This window comes from Kitasatospora sp. NPDC032121 (assembly GCF_055580145.1).
This window is the reverse complement of the sequence record NZ_JBVILX010000012.1, coordinates 237694-257512: the sequence shown is the minus strand read 5'-3', so window position 1 is coordinate 257512 and position 19819 is coordinate 237694. Positions and strand designations below refer to the sequence as shown.

Sequence of the window (19819 nt, the reverse complement as noted above, 5' to 3'; positions counted from 1 at the left end):
GCCACGCTGGCCTGGCTGCGGGAGGAGCTGGAGGACCGCGGCGCCCCCGGCTGGGCGGACGAGCCCGAGGAGGGCTGAGGCCCCGGGGGTGGCCCGCGCGCAGTGCGTGGGCCACCTCGCCTCACCGGACGCCGGGTCCGCGGGTTAGAGGGCGCGCCGTCCGGGCACCCGCCCCGGACGAAGCGGGGGGCCGCGAAGGCAGGAGGAGACGATGGACGGGCGGGAGCGGGAGGAACTGCTCGGGATCGAAGGGGAACTGCGGCGCGACCACGCGCTCGACGCCCGGTTGCGAGGCTTCGGGCTCGGGGTGCGCGCCAGGGTCTGGGAGCTGATGCGCGGGGTACGGCCTCGGGCCGTCCTGGGGCTCGCCCTGCTCTCGCTCGGCCTGCTCGTCGCGGGGCTGCGGACGTCGTCCGCGCCCGTCCTGTGGGCGTTCAGCGGTTGCTGGGCGCTGACGCTCGCGATCGCCTTCGCGGTGCTCTGTGCCTGCGCCGACGGGCGGGGGAGGTCGCGGTGAGCGGGCTGCCCGCTCCGCGTGGACCGCTGTCGGCGGCGGTGCTGGCCCTGCTCACCACCGGACCGCCCGGGGCCTGCCGCCTGCGCGCTGCGCCCGGCTCCCTCGCCGAGCCGTGGGGTGAGGACCACCAGCTCGCCCTCCACCTGTGCTACGAGCTGCACGACCGGGGGTTGCCCGGGGTGTCGGACGGCTGGGAGTGGGATCCCGAACTCCTCCGGTTCCGCCAGGAGTTGGAGCGCCCGTTCCTGGCCGCGGTGCGCGCGGAGGCGGAACCCGTGCCGCCGTTGCGGGAAGCCCTGGAGGCGCTGCTCACCGAGCCGCCCGACGGCACCGGCCCCTCCCACTTCCTGCTCGCCGAGGGCGAGCGCCGGCACGCCCGCGAGTACCTGGTGCACCGCTCGGTCTACCACCTCAAGGAAGCCGATCCGCAGCTGTGGATGCTGCCGAGGATCCACGGGTCCGCCCAGGCGGTGCTGACGGCGATCCTCTACGACGAGTACGGCGCCGGACGGCCGGAACGGGCCCACGCCCTGCTGTTCGCCCGGATGATGACCGCCTTCGACCTCGACCCCGGCTACGGGCACTATCTGGACCTCGTCCCGGCACCGACCCTGGCGGTGGTCAACCTGATGACGCTCCTCGGCCTGCACCGGGCGCTGCGCGGCGCGGCCGTCGGCCACTTCGCCACCGTCGAGATCACCTCCTCGCCCGGTTCGGCCCGCCTGGCGGCGGCGCTGGAGCGGCTCGGCGGGGGACCGGACGGCACCCTCTTCTACCGTGAGCACATCGAGGCGGACGCCGTCCACGAGCAGCTGGTGCGCCGCGGGGTCATCCAGGAACTGGTCGCCGCCGAGCCGGAGTGCGCCCGCGACGTGGCGTTCGGCACCGCCGCGGCCGGGGTGGTCGACGGACGCTTCGCGGACCACCTGCTCGACCGCTGGCGGGCCGGGCGCACCTCGCTGCGCTCACCCCTGCCCGACGATCCGGTCTGATTCCCGCCCGTCCGCCTCTTCCCGCCCGTCCGTCTTCCGCTCCCGCGCTCCCCGCCCTCCTGCTCCGCCCGCTCCGCCCGCTCCGCCCGCTTCGACCGCTCCGCGTTCCCCCGATCCCCGGGCCGGGCGGCCGTGCCGTCGGTGGCTGGTGTCGCAGAACGGGTAGATGCGGCTGCGGCGGCAGGCGCAGAGCGCCACCACCGGGCGCTCGCAGACCCGCACCGTACCGTCCGGCAGGACCACCTCCACCGGCCCCTCCACCAGCAGCGGGCCGCCGGGGACGACGACCACCCGGGTCGTCGGCCGGTCACCGTTCGCGGACACCGCGGATCACCACCAGTTCCTCCTCGCGGCGGCCCGGACGGATCAGCCCGCGCTGCTCGAACAGGGCGGCCCGGGCGGTCATCACCGGTCCGAACGCCTGCCGCCGCCGTGCCGCGACACCGGTGCGCAGCCCGCCCGCGCGCAGCTGCGAGAGCGTGGCGCGGATGTCCGCGAGCGAGGACTGCACCAACAGGAGCACGCCGCCGCGGGCGAGCAGACCGGGCACCTCGCGGCAGATCCGGTCCAGCACCAGCCGTCCGTCCGGTCCGGCGTCCCAGGCCAGGGCGGCGCCGCGGCCGGCGGTGGCCGCTGTGGCGCGGACCGGGACGTACGGCGGGTTCGCGGTGATCAGGTCATAGCTCCGTCCGGCGACCGGGGCCAGCAGGTCGCCCCGGCGGACCCGGACACGCCGGTGGTGCAGCCGGCTGTTGACCCAGGCGGTGGCGACGGCCCGGGCGGACAGGTCCACGGCGGTGACCCGCGCACCCGTCCGGGCCGCCACGAGCGCGACGGCGCCGGTTCCGGTGCAGAGGTCGAGCACCCGGCTGGAGCCGTCCAGCGCTTCCCTGAGCACGCACGAGGCCAGGAGCTCGGTGTCGCCCTGGGGCGGGTAGACCCCGGGCGGTCGGACCAGGAGCATGGCGGTTCCTTCCCGGCGCGGCGGTCGCGGCCCGTCACGTGCGGGCCGGCAGGGCCCGGTGGATCCCGTGGCGGGACCTGGCCGGCCACTGGCGCCCGGCGGCGCGGCGGACCAGGGCGGCCCGGCGCTCGGTGCGGTACCGGTGCACGGGTACGGCAGGTCGGACCGGGAGATCGGGGACGACGGCGGTCATGGCTCCTCCAGGGGTCTACGCCGGCGCGGCTGCCCCGGACGGCGGGGGCGAAACGCAGGGCGGCGACGGCTGACCAGGGGCACCGGGGAGCCCCGATGAGCCCGTACCGGCCACGGCGGGGGCCCGGCGGCAGCGGGCCCGCCGAGCCGTGCGGAGGGCCGGTCAGCCGTTGGTCCGTCCGGTCCAGGCGAGGAGTCGTTCGCGTGGCCAGGTGGTGATCAGCCGCTCGGGTTCGAGACCGAACCGGGCCGCCCGGGCGTAACCGGAGCCGAACCAGTGCAGCTGGTCGGGTGCGTGGGCGTCGGTGTCGACGGCGAACAGGCAGCCCATCCGCGCGGCCAGGCGCAGCAGGTCGTCGGGCGGGTCGCGGCGCTCGGGGCGGCAGTTGATCTCCACCGCCGTCGCGTTCGCGGCGCAGGCCGCGAAGACCGCGCGGGCGTCGAAGCGGGACGGCGGCCGGCCGCGCCCGGTGACGATCCGGCCGGTGCAGTGCCCCAGGACGTTGGTGCGGGGGGCGTGGACCGCGGCCAGCATCCGGTCCGTCATCGGGCCCGGCTCGGAGCGCAGCTTCGAGTGAACCGAGGCCACCACCAGGTCGAGCCGGTCGAGCAGCTCCGGCTCCTGGTCGAGCGAGCCGTCCTCGAGGATGTCGCACTCGATCCCGGTCAGCAGTCGGAACGGACCGTCGAGGGCGGCGTTCCAGGCCGCCACCTCGTCGAGCTGGCGCCGCAGGCGTTCGGGGCTGAGGCCGTGGGCGATGGTCAGCCGGGGCGAGTGGTCGGTGAGCACCGCCCAGTCGTGCCCCAGCCCGCGGGCGGCGTCGGCCATCTCCTCGAACGGGTGGCCGCCGTCGGACCAGTCGGAGTGCAGGTGGCAGTCCCCCCGGGCGGCGGCCAGCAGCTCCCAGCCGGCCAGCGCCGCAGGCCCGGCCTCGGCCTCCAGCCGGGCCAGGTACGGCGGCGTCGCACCGGTCGACGCCTGGGCGATCACCTCGGAGGTGACCGGCCCGACGCCCCGCAGGCGGCGGACGCCGGCGGCGTCCACCACGCCGGGCGGCAGGCCGCGGACGGCCTCGGCGGCCGTGTGGAACGCCCGCACCCGGTACGGGGAGGCGCCCTTCCACTCCAGGAGGAAGGCGATCCTTCGCAGTGCCTGCGCCGGGTCCACGGTCCGCGCCCGCCTCAGGTCACCGCGCCCGCCCGGGTGGGCACGGCCCCGCGGCGCTCGCCGGGGACCAGCTCCCGCCGCGCGTCGGGCGTGACTCGGGAGCGTCGTCCGATACCCACAGCCGCCTCCTCGGGTCCCGGGGCGGGTGCGGACGGCCCGCCCGTCGCCCGGCGGCTACCCGGACCGAGGCCGGTGAACCCGGCATGACCGGGGGCTCGGTGGGTACCCGCCGAGCCCGGGGGTGCGCACGCGCACCCGGTGAACCGACACGACCAGGAGGAGACATGCACCGGCACGGCAAGGTCCTGGCGATCGTGACGAACTACGGTGTCGAACAGGACGAACTTCTCGTCCCCGCACGGCACCTGCGCGAGAACGGCGTCCAGGTCGACATCGCCGCCCCCGACCGGGGCGACATCCGCACCCTGGTCGGGGACAAGGAACCCGGCGAGACGGTGCGCCCGACACTCACCCTCGACGAGGTCGACGCCACCGGCTACGACCTGCTCCTCATCCCGGGCGGCACCGTCAACGCGGACACCCTCAGGCTCCAACGGCCCGCCGTCGACACGGTGCTCGCCTTCACCACCTCGGGGCGGCCCGTCGCCGCCATCTGCCACGGCCCCTGGCTGCTGGTCGAGGCAGGCGTCGCGTACGGCAAGCGGCTGACCTCCTACCCGTCCCTGCGCACCGACCTCGCCAACGCCGGCGCCACCTGGGCGGACGAGCCGCTGGTCACGGACGACACCGACGACTGGCACCTGGTGACCTCGCGCAACCCCGGCGACCTCGAACACTTCCTGCGCGGCATCGACGCCGCGTTGCACGCCCGGGCCGAGGCGGTCAGCCCGCGCTGAGGGCCGACGCGGGGCTGGGGGCCGACGCGGCGCCGGCCGGCGGGCGCCGACGGGCACCGACGCACGTCACGGCGAGTGCTGGTGCCCGGAGGTGTCGTGCCCGCTGACGTCGTCCCGGAGGGAGGCGATCGCCCCGGTCCCCGGCGGGAGCCCCCACAGCGGTGCGCCCGGCCGCCTGGCCCGCCCCTCGCGCATGCGGCGTTCGCAGCTCCGCAGCTCCTCCGCCGCGGCACGGGCACGCAGGGCCGGGAACAGCCGCTCGTCCTCGCCGCGCAGGTGCGCGCGGAGCAGGACGACCAGGACGGCCGTGGCGTGCCGGCGCCCGCCGGCGGACAGCCGTTCGTCCTGGGCCCGGTCGAGCAGTCGCCGGATCGCCGTGTGGCTGCGGCCCGCGGCGTCCGCCAGCGCGTCACCGGCCGGCAGACGCCGTCGCGCCAGCGGATACAGGTGGGCCTCCTCCACCAGGAGGTGGGGGCTGAGCAGCCGCCGCAGGGAACCCAACAGCCGTAGGGCCTCACCGTCGGGGGCACCGACGCGGTTGGTGGTGCGGGTCAGCTGGCGCAGCAGCGCCTCGATGGCCCGGTGCTCGGCGGACAGCCGGTTCGGGAAGCCCTCGGCACCGTTCATGGTGGCCTCCGTCTCATGCCGGTCGCCGTACGCCCGGGTTGCGCACGCGGTGCCCGGCGTCTGCCCGGTACGGAGGGAGGGAACCGTCCGAAGGACTCTTCGGAGCCACCCGGACGGTACCGGCGCGCCGCGCGGCCGGCGCCGTTGCTCCACGCCGCCGGCCGGAGTTTGGCGGTGGAGCCCGGGGGGACACGCCGGGGCGACGGGAAACCCGCACCGCATCGCCGACGCCCTGGAGGGCTGACCGGCGTACCCAGGAAGGGACACCACCCGTGCCTTATGACGAAGACCTGTTGGAGCAGCTGACCGCCGACCACCGGTCGGTGCTGGTCCACTTCAGCGAACTCAGCGGCATCCCCGCCGGGGACCCGCGACGCAAGGAGCTGGTCGACCTGCTGACGGACCAGCTGGTCCGGCACAGCCGGGCCGAGGAGGAGCACCTCTACCCGCTCGTCCGCGACCGGCTGGCCGACGGGCCCGCCGTGGCGGACCGTGAACTCGCCGACCACCGAGGCGTGGAGGCGCTGCTCGGCGAGCTCCGCCCGACCCACGTGACCTCGCCCCGCTTCGACCGCCTGGTGGCCCGGCTGACCGAGGAGGTGACCCGGCACGCCGGCGACGAGGAGGCACGGCTCTTCCCCGCGGTCCGGGCCGTCACCACCGAGGCCGAACTGCACGCCCTGGCGGTCCGGGCCCGTGAGACCAAGGAGTCCTCGACCGGACGCCCCCGCCACCAGCCGCCGACCGAACGGCCCGCCGACCGGCTCCCGCCGCCCGAGCGCTCCGTCGTCGAGCGGATGCGGGACTACCTGCCCCCGGGAGGGCCGCACTGAGCGCCGCGAACCGGAGTGCGGGGCCGCGTTTCACGACCCGGCCGCATCCCGCGGCCCCGAACACCCCGCCGGCGAACAAGCTGCTCGCGCCCGGGCGCCGGGCTGGCCGACGGGACCCGTGACCTCGTCGCCGGGCGCGGCAGGGTCCTGAATGGGAACCGCGCGGCGTGAAGGCGGTCCAGTGGGGTACGCGCCGGAGTGTTCCGGCCGGACGGCCGGCGGGGGGCGGAGAGGGTCCGGGAGATCCAGTGGACCAGCGCACCGAAAACCTCGAATCCGCCGTGCAGCCACGCCTGGGGACGGACGACCGGTCGGCCCCGGACCAGGACGCGCGACTCCCGCTCGACCGTGCCCAGGCGATCCTGGAGGCGGCCAAGCGGATCGGCTCGCTGCTGAAGGCCAAGGGACATCCGTTCGCGCTCGCCGGCGGGGTCGCCGCCTACGCGCACGGCGCGACCGTGAGGCTCCAGCACGACGCGGACTTCTGCATCCGCAGGGAGGACGCCGTGGCCGTGACCCGCACGCTGCGCGAGGCCGGGCTCCAGGTGTTCCTTCCGCCGGAGGACTGGTTGATCAAGGCCCGCTGCCTGGGCCAGGACGTCGACCTGATCCTCGAACTCGCCAAGCGGCCGGTCACCTCCGAGCTCTTGGACCGTGCGGAGGTGCTGCCCGTCGACTCGGTGCAGATGCCGGTGCTCGCCGCCACCGACATCGTCAGCAGCCTCCTCGCGGCGTTCTCCGAGCACCACTGCGACTTCGGGGCGGTGCTCGCGGTGGTCCGGCCGCTGCGGGAGAAGGTCGACTGGGGGCGGGTGCGGGCCGAACGCGGCGGCACGCCGATGCCGGACGCCTTCCTGTACCTCCTGGAGCGCCTCCAGGTGATCGAGCCCGGCGAACCCGAGGAGACGGTCCGATGACGACCGACGACACCGAGTACCGCCTCGCCCACCTGCGTGACCGTCTCGCCGACGACGTCGGCGAACTCGGGCTGCGGATCGAACTGCACGGCACCCACGTCGACGTCCGCGGCACCGTGCCGACCGAGCAGCGCCGCGCGGCGGTCGAACGCATCGTCGCGGAGGCCCTCCGGGGCCTGGTGGTGCACACCGACATCGCCCTCGTCGATGGCAGACCCCCGACGAGTGCGGAGGACCTGCCGTGATCCGGGTCGCCGCCGTCGGGGACGTCCATCTCGGCCCGGACAGCCGGGGGTTGCTGCGTCCCGCCTTCGCCACCCTGGCCGATCTGGCCGATCTCCTGCTGCTGGCCGGGGACTTGACCCGGCACGGGACGCCCGAGGAGGCGGCGGTGGTGGGGGAGGAGGTCGCCGGTCTGCCCGTCCCGGTGATCGCGGTCCTCGGCAACCACGACTACGACGCGGGCCACCCCGGCGAGGTCGCCCGGATCCTGGCCGACCACGGGGTCCGGGTGCTGGAGCGCTCCGCGGCCGTCGTCCGGGTCGACGGCCGACTGGTCGGCGTGGCCGGCACCAAGGGCTTCGGCGGCGGGTTCGCCGGGCGCAGCGGCGGCGAGTTCGGAGAGCCGGAGATGAAGGCGTTCATCCGGCACTCCAGGCAGTGCGCGGACGGCCTGCGGAGCGCGTTGGAAGGGCTGACGGCCGAGGGCTGCGACGTACGCGTCGCGTTGACGCACTTCGCCCCAGTGCCGGACACCCTGGCCGGGGAATCCCCGGAGATCTACCCCTTCCTCGGCAGCTACCTGCTGGCCGAGGCGATCGACGCGGGCGGCGCCGACCTCGCCGTCCACGGCCATGCGCACCTCGGCACCGAGCGCGGTCTCACGGCGTGCGGCGTGCGGCGTGCGCGTGCGCAACGTCGCGCAACCGGTCATCAGGCGGGCGTTCGCGGTCTACCGGCTGCACGTGCCGGAGCGTTAGGGCCGGGACGGGCCGGGTAGACGCGGGAGGCCACGCGAACCGGACCGGGACGGAAGGAGAGCACGATGCTGCTGCTGGGAATTCTGCTGATGTCGGCGTCCGGCGCCTTCATCGGGCTACTGATCGCGGACAACCTCTCCGGCGGGCCCGACTACCAGGCGACGGTGCTGGGTAACGACCTGGTGCCGCTCAGCAGCCTGGGCGTCTTCCTGGCCGGTGTGGCGCTCGGCCTGATCTTCTGTCTGGGGCTGGCGCTGACGGGGCTCGCCAGGCGGAGCCCGCGAGCGGTCCGCCCCGGGGCGGGGACCGCGGTGCGCCGCGAGGCCGCCCCGACGCGGCCCGCAGGGCGGGTGGAACCCGTCGACGAGCCGGTCGCGCCGCCGGCGGAACGCGCCGCCGAGCAGGATGGCCGTGGCGGGCCGGCGGCCGGGCCGGCGAGGGGCGGCCGCATCCGGCACCTGTTCGGCCACTGACGGGCGGAGAGTGACATGACGCTGAGCCACCCGGTGGAGCGGGGCCGGGGAGGATTCGCGCGGCTGGCGGACCGGGCGTCCAACCTGACGAGTTCGCCGGTGTTCTACGCGATGTGCGTGCTGCTCGTGGCCGCCTTCGTGGCGGTCCACGTCGCGGGGCTCCCGTTCTCGTGGCAACTCCTCGTCGGTGACACGATGTCGGCCGTGACGCTGCTGCTGCTCGCGTTGCTGAAGAACGCCGAGCGCCGGGCCGAGCACGCGATCCAGCGCAAGCTCGACGCCATAGCGGCCGCTCTCCTGGCGGAGGAGGAGAGCAACCGGGACGAGGCCAAGCGGGACCTGGAGCACGCGATCCGCCTGGAGGACGAGGTCTGATCCGGACAGTGAGCAGAGCCGGGACCACCCACCCGACCCGGTTCGGGGGCCCCGGTGACCGAGCCCGGCACCGGGCTGCCCAGGGGCGGCACCCGAGCCGCGGAGACGGCCGCCGCGCCGGCCCGCGTTCGCCCGCACGGCGGACGCCACGGCGGTGCGACCGCCCGGGGCGTGCCAGCGTGGAGGGAAACGGCAGTACAAGGGACACGGCCGTACAAGGGACACGGCCGTACAGGGGCGGGGAAACGGACCCGTGCCGGATCCCGGCCGGGAGCGCTGGGAGCAGCCGATGGACGAGAGCACGAACACGTCCGGCCGGGTGGGCGGCGTCCAGCCGGCCGGGCAGGCCACGAGGGTCCGGCGGGACGGCTACGCCCGGCTGGGCCCCGCCGACCTGGGTGTCGACGCCGGAGCCCTGGCCGAGGACTTCACCGAGCTGGCCGCCGCCTACCGGGACCTGCCGCGGGATCCGTACGCGCGGGCGACCAACCGGTTCCGCCGTTACTCGCACGCCGTGTACCTGCCGTGGACCGGTGAGTTGTCCTACATCCCCGGAGCGCCCGACGAGGAGTTCGGCACCGTCACCGAGTACTGGCAGGACGAGCACAACCCGGAGTACCCGCGCGTGCGACGGAGGCTGCCCGACATCCCGCCCGCCCTGCACGACAACCGGCTGCTCGACGCCCTGATCCACGCCGACCTGGGCCACGCCCTGTGGCTGGAGGACCTCCATCGCGTCCCGGTCTACGTCGGGGTGCACCTGATCTCGCTCGGCGTGCGGGGCCGACAGCAGGTCGCGGTGTCCTCGCCCGACTGCCTGCACCAGGACGGAGGTTCACCGGCTACGTTCACCTTCGCCCACTTGATCGGCCGCCGGAACGTCGAGGGCGGCGAGAACGTCGTCGCGACGCCCGAGAGTGCCGGGCGGCAGCCCGACGCGCTGGCGCCCGAGGCCGTCCACGACCGCTTCGTCCTGACCGAGCCGCTGGACGGCTACGGCGTGCACGACTGCCGCGTCAGCCACTACGTCGGCCCGGTCCGGCTCGGCGGCGACGGCGAGGAGGGCCGGCGGGACATCCTGATCGTCGGTGTCGCCCCCTACACCCCCGGGCTGTAGCAGGAGCCCGGCAAGCGCGGACGAGTCCGGTCGGTGGACCGGACTCCCGCACGGTACGACGATGGGAGCACGAACGCTCCGTCGGCCCTTCCGGCCGTCGTCACAGGCGCCGGGCCGGGCGCGGCGCGCGGGCGGACCGTCGCGAGAGGAGGCCCGGAGTGTCCGGATGCGACGAAGCGGCGCTGGGCAGGGTGCTGTCCCGGCTCCTGGCGCGTGCGCGAGCGAGCGGGCCCAGGGACCTGCCCGGCCTCCTGGAGGAAGCGGCCCGCGAGCTGGGCGCGGCCCACGCCCGGATCTACCTCGCCGACGTCCAGCAGCGGAACCTCGTGCCCCTGCTCGTCCACGGCGACGACCCCCCGCAACACGTCGCCGCCGAGGAGATCGAGACCACGCTCGCGGGCCGGGCCTACCGGCTGCAGCGGACCCGGATCTCCACCGGGCCGCCGCAGGTCGGCTGGTTCCCGCTCGTCGACGGCATCGAACGGATCGGCGTCCTGCGGATCGAGGCTCCGGCGGCGGGGTTGGAGGCAGCCGACCGCTGGGAGGCCCTGGCCGCGCTCGTCGCGCTGCTGACGGTCTCCAAGTCCGCGTACAGCGACGTCATCGTCCGTACGACGCGCGACCGGCCGATGAGCCTGCAGGCCGAACTCCTGTGGGCCTTCATGCCGCCGCGCACCATCGGTACCCGCGACTTCACCTCCAGCGCGGTCCTCGAACCCGCCTACGAGGTCGGTGGCGACGCCTTCGACCACTCGGTGGCGGGTGGACGCCTGCACATGTCCGTGTTCGACGCCATGGGGCACGACCTCGCCTCCGGCGGGGCCAGCTCGGTCGCCCTGGCGGCCTGCCGCAGCACCCGCCGGGCCGGCGGCGACCTCGCGGCCATCGCCCAGGCCATCGACCGCACGCTGGGCCGCTGGATCCCCGACCGGTTGCTGACCGCCGTCGTGGCCGACCTGGACTCCGCCACCGGTGAGCTCACCTGGGTCAACTGCGGTCATCCGACGCCGCTGCTCATCCGCGGCCGGCACGTCGTCGCCGGCGCCCTGCGACGGCGGCCCGAACTGCCCCTCGGACTCGGCTACCACGACCGCGGCCCGCAAGCCGTCCACCACACCAGGCTCCAGCCCGGTGACCGGGTCCTGATCTACACCGACGGCGTCACCGACGCCCGCTCACCCACCGGCGACGTCTTCGGCGAGGAACGCCTGACCGACACCCTCGTCCAGCACATGGCGAGTGGCGAACCCGCCCCCGAGGCCCTGCGACACCTGACCCACTCGCTGCTCGCGCACCAGAACCACCGGCTCCGCGACGACGCCACGATCCTCCTCGCCGAATGGCACCCCCAGGGCCGTGGCGGGTGAGGGCCGGCACCGCGGTCCGACCGTCGGCCTTCGAACGGCGGGCGGTCCGGTCCCGGCAGGGACGCAGGCGCGCGTTCGCCAGGCGTGTGACGTTTCCGGCCCCCGGCCCGGGGAAGCCGCCCGGCATCGGATCCCACTTCTCCCCGGGACTCACCATGACGACACCCGACCCCGACCCGGACCGCACTCCGGCGCTCGACGAACACGGCGCCCTGCCCGGTGGGGACACCCCGCCGGCGGAGGGCGGTACATCGGGCATCTCCCATCCCGAACCCGAGGAACTGCGCACGGCCTGGGGCATCTGGCCCGCGGTCGTGATCGTGGGGCTGGCTCTGGCCGTATCGGTCATGCTCGTCGCCATGATCTTCATCGCCTGACCCGGCCTGTCCGGAGGTACACACCATGAGCGGGCCCCTCGCTCGCTCATTTCCGGGTGCGGGCGGCCCGCGGTGGTGCGGGCCGGGCCGGGCGTTGGCGGGTCAGTGTCCGAGTGCGTCTTCGAGCTGCTTCTTGTTCATCTTCGAGCGGCCGTGGATGTTGCGCTGCCTGGCCTCGTTGTAGAGCTGGTCCTTCGTCGGCCCCTGGGCGCCGGAGTGCGAGCGCTGACCGCCGCGCCGGGAGGAGGACATGTCGTGGGTCGAGGAGCGGCTGGCGGTCTTCGACTCGCCGTGCCGGGCCCGTTCCTTGTTCACGGTGCGGGCGGCGATCTCCTTGGCCCGCTTCTCGCTCTCGCCGCGGTCCAGGGCGCTCTCCTTGATGTGCTCGTACTGGCGTTCACGCTTCCTGCTCGAACCGGCGGGCATGGCTTCCTCCTCGGTCCTGGGGCTGGTGGGGACGTACCGGCGTCTACCCCGAACACGGGCTTCGATCCGCCCGGTCGCAGGGTTGATCCGGCGCCCGGCGGGCAGGCGCGGGGGCGGTCGGGACGATCCCGGCCGTGCCGAGCAAGGAGGCCCCGGATGAGCATGGTGAAGGAATCGGTCGACGTCGACGTGCCCCTGGACACCGCCTACAACCAGTGGACACTGTTCGAGGAGTTCCCGCGTTTCATGGAGGGCGTCGACTCGGTGACCCAGCTGGACGACCGCCACAACCACTGGCGGACGAGCATCGGCGGAGTCACCCGTGAGTTCGACACCGAGATCGTCGACCAGCTGCCCGACGAGCGGATCGCCTGGCGCACCGTCCACGGTGAGGTGAAGCAACACGGCGTGGTGACGTTCCAGCGGCTCGACGACGAGCACACGCGGGTCAACATGGCCATCGACTTCCGGCCCGAGGGCGTTGCCGAGAAGGCCGGAGACGCGATGGGAATGGTCGACCGGCGGGTGAAGGGGGATCTGCGGCGCTTCAAGGACTTCATCGAGCACCGCGGAAGCGAGGAGGGCGGCTGGCGCGGCCGGGTGAGCCCCGGTTGAGCTCCGTCCGATCGCCCGGTGACCCCGGTTCCTCAGGGACCGGGGCCACCGGGCGGCCGGGTCTGCGCGATGGCGCCCGTCAGCGGGGTGCGGAGAAGCGGGCGGCCCCGACGGCGAGGTCCGGGCCGTATGCTGAAGCCGTGAACGACCGGCCGGCGGGCCCGGGTTGGACCTTCCTCACGAACCATGCTCGCGTGCTGGTGCAGATCGCCCGGGATCCGGGGATCAAGGTGCGCGACATCGCCGCGCGCTGCCTGCTCACCGAGCGGGCGGTGCAGCGGATCATCGTCGACCTGGAGCAGGCCGGTTACCTCAGCCACGAGCGCCAGGGGCGCACCAACGTCTACCACGTGATCGCGGGCAAACAGCTGCGCCACCCGGCCGACGCGGGCCCGACCCTGGCGGAGCTGCTGGCCGTTCTGCTGCGTTGACGGCGGCGGACGGTCACCACCGGTACCACCGTGCGCGGCTTCCGGAGCCACTTGCGGCGAAGACGAAGCCGAGGAGCCACAACACCAGGACGGCGAGGGCGATCCACCACAGGACGTGAATGACGAAGCCGGCGCCGCCCAGAACGAGCACCAGCAGGAGGACGAGGAAGAGCGCGAGCATCGGAATCGGCCTTTCCGTGGGGAGGAGGACGGGTCCGGTCACCGCGTGTGCCCACCCGGGCGGCGTCCATGCACCCCGGATCGCTGCTTCGGGAGGTGGCCCGCCGCTCCGCGGTCGGCAGGCGCCGTCGACCGGGGAGGGAGGCCGAGCCCATCCGAGGACGGTCGGTCGCCGCGGAAGTCACAGGCGGAAGTCACCGGCGGGACAGGCGACTTCGCGTTCGAGGAGGCCCGTGACCCGCTCCCGTCGGGTCACCGGTCGGCGACGTCCCCGGGCCGAGTGGCACACTGTCGGCCGACCGCACCGCACGACCCGAGAGGACCAGCACGATGCTGAACCGCGACGCCGTCGCACTCGACGACCCGGTGGGCGAATCACTGCGCGGCCGGCACGCGCACCTCGCCCGCCGGATCGGAGCAGCCGCCACCTACCAGCCGGAGGTCTCGACCTTCGCGGCGCTCCCGGCCGACGCGGGCCCCCGGGAGTGGGCCGAGCTCGTCCGGCTGCTCGGTCCCGGCGAGCTCGCCGACATGTTCAGCTGCCCGGCGACCCCGCCGTCCGACTGGGAGCCGGTCTTCTCCCTCGAAGGCCGCCAGATGATCCGGACCGGCAGCAGCCGGCCCGACCACATTGGTGCCGGGCCCGACACCGGCGTGGTCGAACTGGGAGCGGAGGACGTGCCCGAGATGCTCGACCTCGTCGAGCGGACCCGACCGGGTCCGTTCCGGCCGCGCACCCACGAGCTGGGCACCTACCTCGGCATCCGCGACAACGGCACCCTGGTGGCGATGGCGGGCGAACGGCTCCGGCCCCCGGGATGGACGGAGATCAGCGCTGTCTGCACCATCCCCGAGGCGCGCGGGCAGGGCCACGCCGCCCGCCTGATCGGAGCGCTCGTCGCGCGCATCCTGGCGCGGGGCGAACGCCCCTTCCTGCACGTCGCCGAGGCGAACACCGGTGCCGTCGCACTCTACGAGCGCCTCGGCTTCGAGACCCGCAAGCCGGTGACCTTCCGCGGCTTCCGCATCCCGTGACCGTCGCGTCCCGTGACGGCCGCGCCCGCTGACCGACGCATCCCGTGACGGCCGCACTCGCTGACCGTCGCGTCCCGTGACGGCCGCGCCCCGCGCCCCGCGCCCCGGGCGCCGGCCGTCACGGGGGCAACCGCCGTCCGGGCTACCCCCCGATGAAGGCGAGCAGCGCCGCGTTGACCTCCTCGGCGTGGGTCCAGAGCAGGCCGTGCGGAGCGCCCTCGATCTCCACGTACTCGGCGGAGGGCAGCGCCCGGTGGAACGGGCGTCCGGTGCTGTCGATCGGCAGGATGCGGTCGGCGGTGCCGTGCACGATCAGCGCCGGCACGTCGATGCGCGGGATGTCGGCGCGGAAGTCGGTGTACCAGGTGGACGGTGCCGCCGCAGCGGCGAAGGCACCGCCCGAGGTGGCGACGTTCCAGCTGTTGCGGACGGCCTCCGCGCTGATCCTGCTCCCGAGGTTCTCGTCCAGGTTGTAGAAGTCCCGGTAGAAGGCGGTGTAGTAGGCGTACCGGTCGGCCTTCACGGCGGCGACGATGCCGTCGAAGAAGTCCTTCGGACCCGCCCCCTCCGGGTTGTCGTCGGTCTTCAGCAGATACGGCTCCAGGGAGCCCAGGAAGGCCACCTTGAAGAGGCGGCCGGAGCCGTATCTGGACACGTAGCGGGCGACCTCGCCGGTGCCCATGGAGAAGCCGACCAGCACGGCGTCCCGCAGGTCGAGGGTCTCCACCAGGGTGTGGAGGTCGGCGGCGAAGGTGTCGTAGTCGTAGCCGGTGGTCGGCTGTGAGGACCGGCCGAAACCGCGGCGGTCATAGGTGATCACCCGGTGCCCGGCGTCGAGGAGCGCGGCGCTCTGCCGCTCCCACGAGTGCCCGTCGAGGGGGAACCCGTGGATCAGGACGACCGGTCGCCCGGAGCCGCGGTCCTCGTAGTAGAGCTCGATCGGGGTGGAGTTCTCCTGGCCGACGGTGATGTACGCCATGGCGTCTCACTTCCCTTCCGTGACGGCGGCCCGGACGATGACGACCGGACAGGCGGCGTGCTGCGCACAGCGGGTGCTCACCGAGCCGAGCAGGCTGCGGGCGAAGCCGCCGTGGCCGTGGCTGCCGACCACCAGCAGGTCGGCGCCCCGGGCCGCCTCCAGGAGGACCTCGGAGGGGTCGCCCATGACCATCGTCTGGCGGACCTCCACCCGGCAGTCGTCGCCGAGCACCGTGTGCAGTTCCTCGGCGAACCGCCGCTCGGCGAGCTCCCGGTCGAAGGTGCTGTCGACCACCGGCGCCGACCAGCCGAAGTGGCTCGGCGGCTCCCAGGCGCCCACCGCGTCGACCATCCCGCCGGTCACCGTGGCGTACCGGGCCGCCCAGCGCAGCGCGGCGTACGACGGCGGAGAGCCGTCGACGCCGACCACGACGCGGGGCGCGGAGTCGTTCGCGTTCATCTGCACCGTCCTGTGGGTCGCTGTGCTGCGGATCGCCGCCCCCTGACCACGGTGCTGGCCGCCGGGCGGCGCCGCCACCACGGCCCGGCACCCGGGTGACGGCCGTCGGACGAGTGCCCGGAAGCGGCCCTGCGCGCCGCCACCCGGGTGCTGCTCGGCCTGGCGCTCGCCGGGTACGCCGTCCTCCTGGCGGTGGAGCTGCGCAGCCCGCGCCCGGCCTACGACCTGCACCGCTGGGGCCACCGCCTTCCCGCTCGGCATGACCGCCGTCGCCGCCCTGGTCGCCGCGACGGCGACCGGGGTGGACGGGCTGCGTCCGCTCGGCCGGGGGCCGCTGTGGGTCACGGCGGGCTCCTGGCTGCTGACGGCGGCCGGGTTCCTGGCCGCCGCGTCACGGTGGCCCCGGGGCCACCGTGACGCGGCGCGGCCGCTGATCTTCACCCGGATTTCCCCTGGAGGACGGCACGCGCTCTTCCCGGGCCTGAGGTTCCGTCATATCGTCTGTCCTCGCCGACGGCTCCGGTGTGCCCGGTCGCGGCCCGAGCCACCTCACCACAGCGGGGATGTCCATGAAGAGTCTTGCGGTGCGTCTGCTCGCCCTGGCCGCGGCCCTGCCGGTGCTCGCCGTCCTGGTGGCGGGCCCCGGTGTCGCGGCGCCCGGCGAGGGGCACCGGGCCACGGCAGCCGCCTCCCTGGCCGCGTCCTGGACCGGCCCGCTGAGCACCCGAGGGCGCTACATCGTGGACGCCGACGGCCGGCGCTTCAAGCTGAAGGCGGCCAACTGGGCGGGTGCCCAGGGTACTTGGCAGGGCAGCGGGAGCACCGACGACCCGGCGAACAACCAGGCCGGGCAGGTGTCGCACAACATCCCGCTGGGCCTGGACCGGGTGCCGATCCCGCGACTGCTGGCCGACTTCCACGGGCTGGGCCTCAACAGCATCCGGCTGCCGTTCGCCAACGCGCTGATCCACGACACCGTCCCCGTCCCGGACTCCGCCGTCGCCGCCAACCCCGAGCTGCGCGGACGCACCCCGCTCCAGGTGTTCGACGCCGTGGTGGCCGCGCTGACCGCCGACGGCTTCGCGGTGATCCTCAACAACCACACCACCAGCTACCGCTTCTGCTGCGGCCTGGACGGCAACGAGCGCTGGAACAGCGGCCAGTCGACCGCGCAGTGGGAGGACGACTGGCTGTTCATGGTGAACCGCTACAAGGCCGACAAGCGGGTGGTCGGCGCCGACCTGCGCAACGAGGTCCGCCGGGACGTCTGGGACGACCCCAACTGGGGGATGGGCGACGCCCACGACGAGTACGCCGCCTTCGAGGAGGCCGGCAACCGCATCCTCCAGGCCGATCCGGACATGCTGGTCGTCATGGAGGGCATCAACTGGTACGGCATCCCCGCCGCCGGGTTCAGCCACGGCCGCCCGATGCTCACCCCGGTGCGCAACCTCTCCAACACCCTGATCGACTCCGGCAAGCTGGTCTACGCCGCGCACTTCTACGGCTACACCGGCCCGGCCAACACCGGCGCGGGCAGTGGCCCCGGATCCACCGGCGACCCGCGCTACCAGGACTTCACCCCCGAGCAGCTCGCCCGGGTGGTGGACGACGAGGCGCTGTTCGTCACCCGCTCCGGCCAGCACTTCACCGCCCCGGTGTGGATCAGCGAGTTCGGCGCCGGCGGCCGGGGCTCGACCGACGCCAAGGAACAGGCCTGGCTGCACGCCTTCACCGACATCCTGGTCCGCAACGACACCGACTTCGCCATCTGGCCGCTGGTCGGCTGGGCCGACACCGCCGGCCGCCCGCTGGACACCTGGGCGCTGCTCTCCTACGGCCCCGACGGCACCAGGACCGGCCTCACCGACCCCGGCGACTGGCGGGCCGCCGACTGGACGAAGCTGGTCGGCGCCCCGGCGGCGAGCGGCCCGGTGCCCGCGGTGGGCCACTGGAACATGCTCAGCCTCGACCACGCCGACCAGGACCTCTCCCGGCGGATGCTCGCGCGCGCGGACTGGAGCCCCGGCAACCGCAAGGGCGACTGCCCGGACGGCCAGCGCCTGACCGCCCTCGCCCGCGGTGACAGCCGTGCCCTGTGCACGGACGCGGGCGAACCGGCCGGCGGCAGCGGCGACTGGATCACCGTCACCGACGAGCGCTACGTCACCGGGGGCGACTGGGCGTCCGGCTACGACAAGCTCCAGTGCCCCGACCGCACCTTCGCCGTCGGCTACAGCGTGCGCAACAACGGCATGGCCGCCCTGCTCTGCGCCCCCGCGGCGGCCCCGCTGCCGCTGACCGGCCGCACCCTCTGGTTCGACCGGGGCGACAACCGGCCCGCCACGGGCGGCTCGGTGGCGAGCGACTGGGCGCCGGGCCGCTACAAGGGCCAGTGCGCGGACGGCGAGTACCTGGCCGGCGTCGCCTCCACCTGGCAGCGCCTCCAGTACGGCGCCCCGGCCGCCCTGCTCTGCCGCCCGCTCGGCTGATCCGGGCCCAGGTCCGCCGCCGCACCTGCCCGGTCGGTGCGGCGGCGGACCGGTGCCGCAGTCGGCCGTGCTCCGCCGGTACCCGCCACCTGGGCGGTCGGTGAGACGATGACGAACGAGCAGAAGCCCGCCCTCGTCGCCGCGTTACCGCAGGTTGGACGCGTGGATGACGACACAAGCCGTGGTGCGCAAGCCCGGAGCGCCGTGCCGCCGCGGTCAGGAGGGCTCCGGCCAGCCTGCCGTCAGACGCCCGCGCTCCTGCCACTGGCGGGCCCCCGGCCCGTCCGGGTCGCGTCGGCGGCAGAACTCCTCCAGCCGGGCGCACTGGGTGAGCATGGCGGCCCGGCGCCGCGGCCAGGGCGGTGCCGGTTGCCCGTACGCGTCGAAGAGGTGCTGCAGGGCGCCCGCCTGGGCCGGGTGGTGGGTGCGGACGATCCACTCGCACCAGGCCAGGTCCTCCACCGGCTCGCCCGGGTGGGCGAACTCCCAGTCCAGCAGGCCGGTGACGGCGAAGTCGGCCGGGTCCAGCAGCAGGTTGTGGGGCCCGAAGTCCCCGTGTACCGGTACCGATCCGGCGGGCGCCGGCCCGTCGCCGGCCAGGTCGGGGTCGAGGGCCTGGAGCCGGCGCAGCACCCGCCCGCAGGCGGCGAGGACCTCCGGGCCGTGTCCGGCGTCCAGCAGTTCCTGCGCGGGCACCCCGGGCAGGTGGCCGAGGGTGATGGCGCCCGGCTCGGTGCCGAGCACCGGGGGGACCGGCAGCAGCCCGCGCAGCCCGGTCAGCACCCGGTGCTCGCGCCGGCCGCGCTGCTCGGCGTCCGGCCCCTCGTAGCGCTTCACGACGACCGTGCCGTCACCCGCGGTGCGGTTGGTGTAGCCGTGCGGGAGGGGCCGCAGGCCGGACGGGCCGTCGCTCACTTCCGCCACTCCTCGGCCAGCAGTCCGAGCACGACCTGGTCCACGAACTCCCCGTACGCCCAGGCGGCCTGGCGCAGCCGTCCCTCGACGGTGAAGCCGGCGCCGGCGGCGGCCCGGAGCATCGGGGTGTTGTCCGCCAGCGTCTCCAGCTGCAGGCGGCGCAGGCCGAGCACCGGGAAGGCGTAGTGGCAGAGCGCCCGTAGGACGTCCGGTGCGAACCCGCGCCCCCGGTGGCCCGGCAGCAGGGCGAGGCCGACGTGGGCGCCGCGGTTGTGGGCGTCGATGCCCCACAGCAGGGCCTCGCCGGCGAGTTCGCCGGTGGCCGTCTCGACCACGGAGAAGCAGGTGGCCTCGTCGGAAGGACCGGGGACGACGTACGGGGAGTGCGGCGAGCCCGGCGGGATGGGCCGCCAGGGCCGGGAGTCGGCCCGCGCGCGGGTCGCCACGTCGTCGTACAGCTCGGCCAGGAGCACCGGCAGGTCGGCGTCGTGGCGGGCCCGGAGGGTGATGTGAGCGCCTTGTAACATGTCA

26 protein-coding genes and 1 pseudogene are annotated in these 19819 nt (G+C 74.5%); 16 read left to right on the top strand and 11 right to left on the bottom strand.

Annotated elements, in window-relative coordinates:
- The first annotated feature begins 211 nt into the window (after positions 1-211).
- A complete protein-coding gene (locus tag ACZ5OX_RS27035; protein WP_465633677.1) occupies positions 212-517 on the top strand; it encodes a DUF3040 domain-containing protein in 306 nt (101 codons plus the stop codon).
- Positions 514-1509 (top strand): iron-containing redox enzyme family protein, encoded by a 996-nt coding sequence (locus tag ACZ5OX_RS27030; RefSeq protein WP_465633676.1) that lies wholly within the window; start codon positions 514-516, stop codon positions 1507-1509. The genes ACZ5OX_RS27035 and ACZ5OX_RS27030 overlap by 4 nt, the downstream gene beginning before the upstream one ends.
- Here ACZ5OX_RS27030 and ACZ5OX_RS27025 read toward each other — a convergent pair.
- From ACZ5OX_RS27025 to ACZ5OX_RS27010, 4 genes are all read right to left on the bottom strand, one after another.
- A complete protein-coding gene (locus ACZ5OX_RS27025; RefSeq protein WP_465633674.1) occupies positions 1483-1833 on the bottom strand; it encodes a CDGSH iron-sulfur domain-containing protein in 351 nt (116 codons plus the stop codon). The two genes, ACZ5OX_RS27030 and ACZ5OX_RS27025, sit on opposite strands and share 27 nt — an antisense overlap.
- Complete coding sequence (locus ACZ5OX_RS27020; protein ID WP_465633673.1) at positions 1817-2473, bottom strand: HemK2/MTQ2 family protein methyltransferase; 657 nt, start codon at positions 2471-2473, stop codon at positions 1817-1819. Before ACZ5OX_RS27020 ends, ACZ5OX_RS27025 begins: the two co-directional genes overlap by 17 nt.
- A gap of 34 nt (positions 2474-2507) precedes the next feature.
- Entirely contained in the window at positions 2508-2666 is a 159-nt protein-coding gene (locus ACZ5OX_RS27015; RefSeq protein WP_465633672.1) for a hypothetical protein, read from the bottom strand.
- Positions 2667-2828: 162 nt separating this feature from the next.
- Positions 2829-3833, bottom strand: a complete 1005-nt coding sequence (locus ACZ5OX_RS27010) for a PHP domain-containing protein (RefSeq protein ID WP_465633670.1) — start codon at positions 3831-3833, stop codon at positions 2829-2831.
- A 284-nt stretch (positions 3834-4117) separates the two neighbouring features.
- On the opposite strand from ACZ5OX_RS27010, the gene ACZ5OX_RS27005 reads away from it, so the two are divergent.
- A complete protein-coding gene (locus tag ACZ5OX_RS27005) occupies positions 4118-4690 on the top strand; it encodes a type 1 glutamine amidotransferase domain-containing protein (protein WP_465633669.1) in 573 nt (190 codons plus the stop codon).
- 66 nt (positions 4691-4756) lie between these two features.
- On the opposite strand, the gene ACZ5OX_RS27000 is transcribed toward ACZ5OX_RS27005, so the two are convergent.
- A complete protein-coding gene (locus ACZ5OX_RS27000; protein ID WP_465633667.1) occupies positions 4757-5317 on the bottom strand; it encodes a hemerythrin domain-containing protein in 561 nt (186 codons plus the stop codon).
- A 272-nt stretch (positions 5318-5589) separates the two neighbouring features.
- On the opposite strand from ACZ5OX_RS27000, the gene ACZ5OX_RS26995 reads away from it, so the two are divergent.
- From ACZ5OX_RS26995 to ACZ5OX_RS26955, 9 genes and pseudogenes are all read left to right on the top strand, one after another.
- The gene (locus tag ACZ5OX_RS26995) at positions 5590-6150 is read left to right on the top strand and encodes a hemerythrin domain-containing protein (RefSeq protein WP_465633665.1); all 561 of its coding nucleotides are present in this window, start codon (positions 5590-5592) and stop codon (positions 6148-6150) included.
- Positions 6151-6431: 281 nt separating this feature from the next.
- Entirely contained in the window at positions 6432-7067 is a 636-nt protein-coding gene (locus ACZ5OX_RS26990) for a hypothetical protein (RefSeq protein WP_465633685.1), read from the top strand.
- Positions 7064-7312: a hypothetical protein gene (locus tag ACZ5OX_RS26985; protein ID WP_465633663.1), complete on the top strand. Its 249-nt coding sequence runs from the start codon at positions 7064-7066 to the stop codon at positions 7310-7312. The genes ACZ5OX_RS26990 and ACZ5OX_RS26985 overlap by 4 nt, the downstream gene beginning before the upstream one ends.
- Positions 7309-8047 (top strand): annotated as a pseudogene (locus ACZ5OX_RS26980) (metallophosphoesterase family protein). The gene ACZ5OX_RS26985 and the pseudogene ACZ5OX_RS26980 overlap by 4 nt, the downstream one beginning before the upstream one ends.
- Before the next feature lie 65 nt (positions 8048-8112).
- A complete protein-coding gene (locus ACZ5OX_RS26975; protein ID WP_465633662.1) occupies positions 8113-8520 on the top strand; it encodes a hypothetical protein in 408 nt (135 codons plus the stop codon).
- Positions 8521-8535: 15 nt separating this feature from the next.
- Complete coding sequence (locus ACZ5OX_RS26970) at positions 8536-8895, top strand: low affinity iron permease family protein (protein ID WP_465633660.1); 360 nt, start codon at positions 8536-8538, stop codon at positions 8893-8895.
- Positions 8896-9184: 289 nt separating this feature from the next.
- Positions 9185-10012, top strand: a complete 828-nt coding sequence (locus ACZ5OX_RS26965) for a 2OG-Fe dioxygenase family protein (protein ID WP_465633659.1) — start codon at positions 9185-9187, stop codon at positions 10010-10012.
- A 158-nt stretch (positions 10013-10170) separates the two neighbouring features.
- Entirely contained in the window at positions 10171-11379 is a 1209-nt protein-coding gene (locus tag ACZ5OX_RS26960) for a PP2C family protein-serine/threonine phosphatase (RefSeq protein WP_465633657.1), read from the top strand.
- A gap of 155 nt (positions 11380-11534) precedes the next feature.
- Positions 11535-11756, top strand: a complete 222-nt coding sequence (locus ACZ5OX_RS26955) for a DUF6480 family protein (protein ID WP_449806894.1) — start codon at positions 11535-11537, stop codon at positions 11754-11756.
- Between the two features lie 102 nt (positions 11757-11858).
- Here the strand turns inward: ACZ5OX_RS26955 and ACZ5OX_RS26950 are convergent, their stop codons facing one another.
- Positions 11859-12182: a plasmid stabilization protein gene (locus ACZ5OX_RS26950; RefSeq protein ID WP_449806895.1), complete on the bottom strand. Its 324-nt coding sequence runs from the start codon at positions 12180-12182 to the stop codon at positions 11859-11861.
- A 156-nt stretch (positions 12183-12338) separates the two neighbouring features.
- Here ACZ5OX_RS26950 and ACZ5OX_RS26945 point away from each other — a divergent pair, with 156 nt between their 5' ends.
- Both ACZ5OX_RS26945 and ACZ5OX_RS26940 read left to right on the top strand, forming a co-directional pair.
- Positions 12339-12797: an SRPBCC family protein gene (locus ACZ5OX_RS26945; protein WP_465633656.1), complete on the top strand. Its 459-nt coding sequence runs from the start codon at positions 12339-12341 to the stop codon at positions 12795-12797.
- 140 nt (positions 12798-12937) lie between these two features.
- Positions 12938-13228 carry a helix-turn-helix transcriptional regulator gene (locus tag ACZ5OX_RS26940; RefSeq protein WP_465633654.1) on the top strand — a complete coding sequence of 97 codons (291 nt, stop codon included), beginning with the start codon at positions 12938-12940 and terminating at the stop codon, positions 13226-13228.
- Positions 13229-13241: 13 nt separating this feature from the next.
- Here ACZ5OX_RS26940 and ACZ5OX_RS26935 read toward each other — a convergent pair whose 3' ends face one another.
- Positions 13242-13409, bottom strand: a complete 168-nt coding sequence (locus ACZ5OX_RS26935; RefSeq protein WP_465633652.1) for a hydrophobic protein — start codon at positions 13407-13409, stop codon at positions 13242-13244.
- 329 nt (positions 13410-13738) lie between these two features.
- On the opposite strand from ACZ5OX_RS26935, the gene ACZ5OX_RS26930 reads away from it, so the two are divergent.
- Complete coding sequence (locus ACZ5OX_RS26930) at positions 13739-14443, top strand: GNAT family N-acetyltransferase (protein ID WP_465633650.1); 705 nt, start codon at positions 13739-13741, stop codon at positions 14441-14443.
- Between the two features lie 142 nt (positions 14444-14585).
- Here the strand turns inward: ACZ5OX_RS26930 and ACZ5OX_RS26925 are convergent, their stop codons facing one another.
- Together ACZ5OX_RS26925 and ACZ5OX_RS26920 are read right to left on the bottom strand one after the other, a co-directional pair.
- Entirely contained in the window at positions 14586-15422 is an 837-nt protein-coding gene (locus ACZ5OX_RS26925) for an alpha/beta fold hydrolase (protein WP_465633648.1), read from the bottom strand.
- 6 nt (positions 15423-15428) lie between these two features.
- Positions 15429-16226, bottom strand: a complete 798-nt coding sequence (locus ACZ5OX_RS26920) for a universal stress protein (RefSeq protein WP_465633647.1) — start codon at positions 16224-16226, stop codon at positions 15429-15431.
- Between the two features lie 218 nt (positions 16227-16444).
- On the opposite strand from ACZ5OX_RS26920, the gene ACZ5OX_RS26915 reads away from it, so the two are divergent.
- Entirely contained in the window at positions 16445-18373 is a 1929-nt protein-coding gene (locus tag ACZ5OX_RS26915; protein ID WP_465633645.1) for a glycoside hydrolase family 5 protein, read from the top strand.
- A gap of 216 nt (positions 18374-18589) precedes the next feature.
- Here the strand turns inward: ACZ5OX_RS26915 and ACZ5OX_RS26910 are convergent, their stop codons facing one another.
- Positions 18590-19288: a phosphotransferase family protein gene (locus ACZ5OX_RS26910; protein ID WP_465633644.1), complete on the bottom strand. Its 699-nt coding sequence runs from the start codon at positions 19286-19288 to the stop codon at positions 18590-18592.
- Complete coding sequence (locus tag ACZ5OX_RS26905; protein ID WP_465633642.1) at positions 19285-19815, bottom strand: GNAT family N-acetyltransferase; 531 nt, start codon at positions 19813-19815, stop codon at positions 19285-19287. Before ACZ5OX_RS26905 ends, ACZ5OX_RS26910 begins: the two co-directional genes overlap by 4 nt.
- Positions 19816-19819: the final 4 nt, after the last annotated feature.